The organism is Staphylococcus sp. 8AQ (assembly GCF_902506595.1).
GTDB classification, from domain to species: Bacteria; Bacillota; Bacilli; order Staphylococcales; family Staphylococcaceae; genus Staphylococcus; species Staphylococcus pasteuri.
Genome location: NZ_LR733874.1, coordinates 1 through 5,519 on the forward strand (window position 1 = coordinate 1; position 5,519 = coordinate 5,519).

At 32.0% G+C, this 5,519-nt stretch carries 8 protein-coding genes; all 8 read right to left on the reverse strand.

The window, feature by feature from the left end:
- Positions 1-181: 181 nt before the first annotated feature.
- The 8 genes from GVY01_RS12445 to elxI1 all read right to left on the reverse strand — a co-directional run bounded on the left by GVY01_RS12445 (position 182) and on the right by elxI1 (position 5,330).
- Positions 182-835: a hypothetical protein gene (locus GVY01_RS12445; protein ID WP_159333816.1), complete on the reverse strand. Its 654-nt coding sequence runs from the start codon at positions 833-835 to the stop codon at positions 182-184.
- Positions 836-881: 46 nt separating this feature from the next.
- Entirely contained in the window at positions 882-1,184 is a 303-nt protein-coding gene (locus tag GVY01_RS12450) for a hypothetical protein (protein WP_015365428.1), read from the reverse strand.
- A 255-nt stretch (positions 1,185-1,439) separates the two neighbouring features.
- Positions 1,440-1,901 (reverse strand): DUF334 domain-containing protein, encoded by a 462-nt coding sequence (locus GVY01_RS12455; RefSeq protein WP_159333817.1) that lies wholly within the window; start codon positions 1,899-1,901, stop codon positions 1,440-1,442.
- Entirely contained in the window at positions 1,870-2,832 is a 963-nt protein-coding gene (locus GVY01_RS12460; RefSeq protein ID WP_046467521.1) for a relaxase/mobilization nuclease domain-containing protein, read from the reverse strand. Before GVY01_RS12460 ends, GVY01_RS12455 begins: the two co-directional genes overlap by 32 nt.
- Positions 2,814-3,197, reverse strand: coding sequence for a MobC family plasmid mobilization relaxosome protein (locus GVY01_RS12465; protein ID WP_145417274.1), 384 nt, complete (start codon positions 3,195-3,197; stop codon positions 2,814-2,816). The genes GVY01_RS12460 and GVY01_RS12465 overlap by 19 nt, the downstream gene beginning before the upstream one ends.
- A 310-nt stretch (positions 3,198-3,507) precedes the next feature.
- Positions 3,508-3,783, reverse strand: coding sequence for a hypothetical protein (locus GVY01_RS12470; RefSeq protein WP_015310587.1), 276 nt, complete (start codon positions 3,781-3,783; stop codon positions 3,508-3,510).
- Between the two features lie 20 nt (positions 3,784-3,803).
- Positions 3,804-4,733 (reverse strand): replication initiation factor domain-containing protein, encoded by a 930-nt coding sequence (locus tag GVY01_RS12475; protein ID WP_015310588.1) that lies wholly within the window; start codon positions 4,731-4,733, stop codon positions 3,804-3,806.
- Positions 4,734-5,093: 360 nt separating this feature from the next.
- Positions 5,094-5,330 (reverse strand): epilancin biosynthesis-related protein ElxI1, encoded by a 237-nt coding sequence (elxI1, locus tag GVY01_RS12480; protein WP_080355856.1) that lies wholly within the window; start codon positions 5,328-5,330, stop codon positions 5,094-5,096.
- Positions 5,331-5,519 lie beyond the last annotated feature (189 nt).

A 5,519-nucleotide genomic window follows, 5' to 3' on the forward strand; every position in this document is an offset into this window, starting at 1 on the left:
ACGATTCTGCGCTCCTTAATAATCCTAAAGCTGTCCATCGGTCGATTTGATAGCTGACGCTATCCGACCGCTGGCGCTTTTAGTCTAATTAAGGGCTCTCATCGACAAATAGATTTTCTCGGCATAAAACGCGTTCTATCCCATGTGTAGCAACAGACGTCCGATAATCGGATTTCTGAATTTAACGTTCTAAATCTATATCTAAACCTAAATCCATATCTATTTCTTGTGATTCTCCTAGACCTAAATCTTTATCAAATTCTAAAGGCTTATCTAACGTTATATCATCTAGTGATAAAAGAAATGGTTTGTCTTCCATGATCATTGGTGCAACTACAATATACTTATCTGGGTCTATTAAAAAGTCATCAAACTCTTTATCATCCAAATCAAATTCAAGTGTAAGCAAACTATCAGATGTTTCTAACTCTGCACCCAGAGTTTGTTTATCCATATCGTTAATACTGATGTTTTGAGATACATAATCTTTTTCTTTTACTAGATTTAATTTGTCATTACGCGTAAATACTGTTTCATATTTATCATCAAAACCAACAACTAAATTTCTAAAGAGTTGATTATTATTAAGCATATTATCAATTTTCAATACAGAATCTTTAAATCTATCTTTTCCTAAAATCTTTTCAAAAACATTCATCGTATTATGAAACGTATCTTTAAATTTAGTGATCACTTCGGATTGTTTTTGATTTTCATCTTTTAAAGATTGGTTTTCTTTATATAATTTTCTCTCATTTTCATCGCCTTTTTTACCCATCTCAATCAAATTATCTATGTCTTCTTCCATATCCTTAACTTCTTTTCTCAAATTCATTTTTCTATAATTTTTGCAATTAAAAGCAAAATAGTTATATATATATCTATTTTAATATATATGGAAGAGGTGAAGTTATAATATGTCCAACTATTAACCATACAAACGGAAGAGAAATTAAAACAGTAAAATATAATCCTTTATACTCTTCAGTATTATGATTTTTTTTACTAATAAAATAAAAAAATGTTGTTACAATCATAGAGATAGTAAACAGTATTGTTAAAAACAATAAAAATCCATTCATTGTCGTTGTCTTTTCTCCAAGTAAAAAGAAATCTTTAAATACAACCGAAAGCATATCAATTGCAAATAAAACAACACTAATTGTAAAAAACTTCTTAAACATAAATTACACCTCCTATACCTGATTTGTTTATTTAAAAATTGTTTAGAGCCATTAATAACATAATTTACCTTATCTTTATATTTTATTGCATTATTCCAATTCCTCTATTTGTCGACGATTCTGCGCTCCTTAATAATCCTAAAACTGTCCATCGGTCGATTTGATAGCTGACGCTATCCGACCGCTGGCGCTTTTAGTCTAATTAAGGGCTCTCATCGACAAATAGATTTTCTCGGCATAATAGCGTGCTTATCCTTAGAAAAAGACTTCGAATTTTTTTCTAATCCATTCATAAAGATAAATAAAACCACCTATCGCAACAATATAAGGTAATCCATAAGCAATATACCAAATAAATGTCATAAAGCCCTCAGACGCTTTAATTTTGCTTGCTATTGCTTTTTGTAATATATCTATGTGTATAAAGTCCATAAAGTCACTGCCAATAGTCATTACTAACGCAAATAGCATAAATACTAATAACATTGCTCCAAATCCACGATACATGAGTTTAATTCTTTTTTGATACTCTTCATGTGATGATTGCACTTCTTGTAGCATTCGTTCGTTTTCATCACGCACATTATAAATATCTCTGCCTATAATATTGGCTAACTCATCTGTATCGACTTTATCTAATTTCTCTTTGAGTATATTTATAAAAGCATTATGTGTCTTTACGCCATTATCTCGAAAATCCTTCGTCGCCCCTGTCAATTTCGATGTGATTTCCTTTTGGTCTTTCTCTCGTGCGTTCTGATTCTCTTGAATCTCTGTTAGATACTTGATGATGAGCTTGTTTTGTTTTTTCAATTCTTCGATTTCTTGTCTTTCTAAGTTGCTCTGCGTTGTGTTCGACTGCGTCCCAATCGACTTCGAATTGGTCTGTGTACTCTGCGACTGGGTCTCGCTCTGATTCTTTTTCTTCTCTCTCTCGTCTTTCAAACTCATATTCTAACGCCCCCTTATCGTAATCTTGTCCAAGGGTTTTGCCACGTACCCATTTATTTACGTTTTCCGGCTTATATGAGACGTTTTTGCCCCTTACCTTAAATTCTATACCTGATTCCTTTAAATACTCTGAAAAGCTCTTAAAATCGCTTGTATGTTCTTTCGCATGTTCTATTTTTTCTCTCAAATCATCTTTCCAAGAATATTGGTCTTTCTCTATCAATGATTTTTCGGCTTGTGTGTATCTCAATTTCGCCGTATCTCGTTCTGGCACACTCAAACCATGTTCTCGACAAATATCGTCATTGGCTTGTTTAACCAAATCTCTTTGTTGTTTATTACTTTGATATTTGCGTCCTGTTTCAAGGTCAATTGAATTAATTACAATATGATTGTGTACATGTTCTTTATCTGTATGCGTATAGATTGCCACTTGATGATTAGGTGCAATCTTTTCGGCTAGTTCTAAGCCAAGTTGATTACATTGTTCTGGTGTTACTTCGCCAGGCTTGAATGACTGTATAACTGTATGAGCTTGAATACCGTTTTCTTTGCCATATAACGCCCTAGTTTGCTTAAACGATGATTTCGCATAATCTATATCACAATTTAAGCCACTCTTTTCTTCTGCTCGCTTTTCTGCGTAATTGATTGCTCGACTTGCCGATTTGGTATTGCCTAATTTAGTTGTTGCCATATCTCATCAAGCCTTTCACGTAACTCACTGATATTACGTTCTAACGCTGGATAGTTAGGTGCGTCATATTGATGTTGATTACAATATTTCGCAATCTGATTCGCATTTGCACCTAACTTACTTAAATCTTTGGCTATCGATTGTCGCGTTGCTTTATCAAATTTAGGTGCGACTAATCGACTACCTTGTGCCTTTTTCTTAACGAAATTAGGCACACTCATATTTAAAGTTTCAGCAGACTGCTTTAACTTTAAATATTCAGATTCGCTCACACGAAAACTAATTTGTTTCGGCTCCTTACGGTTGGGTTTATGGTTTCGCCCAACAGTTTCGTCGTTAGCCACAAAGTTATTTTGTTCGCTCATCAAATCCCACCACGCTTTCTTCGAAAGTCATTACTTAATATAAATCTAGCTTACAGGGTAAGCCAGATTTTATCAAGTAATTATGTGGTTTGGCAAGCGTCGTATTTTATAGCCACTTCGTTCTAAAAATACCGGCTTGATGGGGATATCCCCATACCCCTTATGTTTTTGCTAACGCAAAAAATGAGTGGCTTAAATGCTAGCCACTCATAGTTCAAAACCGTTAAACCCAAGCAACCAAAAATGATGGTCGCACATTCGTTTTTAAATTTTATGATCACTTCGTGTATAAAATTTAATGTACTCAAATTCAAAGTATAAATAATATAAAAATCAAAATTAGGATAATTACAATATCCCAAAATATACCTTTACCATCTTTTTCTAAAAAGTCTGGAATACTACCAATAATTAATCCAATTATAAATATAATTTTAACAAAGGTATTTATATAATCTAAAAACGTCCAATCAAACATCGAATTCAAAATGAATAGTAATATCCATGCAATTACCGCACAATTCATTATATTACTAGCAATTTTTTTATATATTGCGTGTTCATAATTTCTTTCTGAAAAAAGCATAACAACCACTCCAAATTATTTTAAATTCTAAAATCATTTTGCCAAAAAGTAATTTGTTTCTGTAATTGTTTTTCATTTTCTCTTAAAGTCGATTTCATTAATTCAGTTAAATCAACTGGCGATATTTCTTTAATTAAGTTTTTATATTTATATTTAGCATGTCGTTCAAGTTTTCCCCATGTATCTTCTTCATGAATTAACATATAAACCATTGCTTGCTCTTTTATTTTTTCTAGTACAGTCCAATTAGGTTTTAATATATGTAAATCATCAAAACAGCTATTCCACATATCAACCATATTTCTTTTAAGCTCAATTTCTACACGCCATAAGTGTTCTGAATTAATTTCAATATCGGCATTATCTTTGCGTTCTTGCTTTTTATTATAAATTCGAATGAATCTATCACTATCACGTACACCAAAATATTTTGTTTCTGGTTTACCATTACGCCCATAAAATATAGTTTTCTTAACTGCTTTATCAGTCATTGTGTAATAATCGCTTAAATCTTCTTCAAAATCGAAAGCCAAATCTAATCTTGTAAATCCATCATCTTCCATGTAGCTAATTACATTGCGTTTTAACCAAAGCATTTCATCATACGTTAATTTATTAGGATTAAATTCAACACGCATATTACGTCTATCCCAACTATCTGCTCTCACTTTGTCATATTCGATATATACTTTTTCTTGAAGTGCTTTAGCTTTGAATTTGGTTTGTAGAATATCCCAAAGTCTAAATCGAGGCTCAACACTCATAAATTTTGATAATTGTTCTGCATTATCTTTATTAAGATTTCCAACAATTGTCATAGCGTCAAAACTTAAATTTGGTTGAGGGGTGGTAAAAAAATTACCACTTAACCGGCTATTAGAGTAGCCGGTTTTAGAAAAATTGTCTAAATCCTTATTTTGTAAGTAATTTGAATGATTTTTTTCAGTCATAAAAAATCGACTCCTTAATTTGTTTTAAGAAGTCGTCCACCCAAACGTCAAATGTAAATGTTGAAGTATAATCAAATATCGTTTAATATCAAAATATACAAAAACATAAAAACATCGACTGTTTTATATTTTGGCTAGTCGTTCACGTAAACTTTGGTCGGTTTGGGGTGGACGACTTCTTTTTTTATTTTGCTATTAATATAACACTATCAAAAGAGTTGGTCTAATCAGATCAGGTCTTTTTTATTTAAACATTTGTATTATCTGGTAGACAGTTAAAACTACTAGAACACCAAATACATACTTACTTGTTATAAAATTCTCAAATGCTTCTTTGAATTTCATATTATCAGCTCCAAATTATTCTAAACTACGTCCATTTTTCTCTTTCTGTTTATCTTTAATCATTTCTGACGGAACTGCAAAAACAAACATCAAGATGAATAATATAATTGCCATGTGCGGAATATCTTCTAAGAAATACCAACGCAAATGCCAATCAAACATCATATTGGCAGACATAACTGCATACTTTAAAAATAATAATGCTGCACAAATAAAAGCTAATCCATCTAACATTTTAGTTATAAATTTCAACTTCATTCTCCTTTTTTTATTTCACAATAACATGATTGCCTTATTCCAATTCCTCTATTTGCCGACGATTCTGCGCTCCTTAATAATCCTAAAGCTGTCCATCGGTCGATTTGATAGCTGACGCTATCCGACCGCTGGCGCTTTTAGTCTAATTAAGGGCTCTCATCGACAAATAGATTTTCTCGGCAT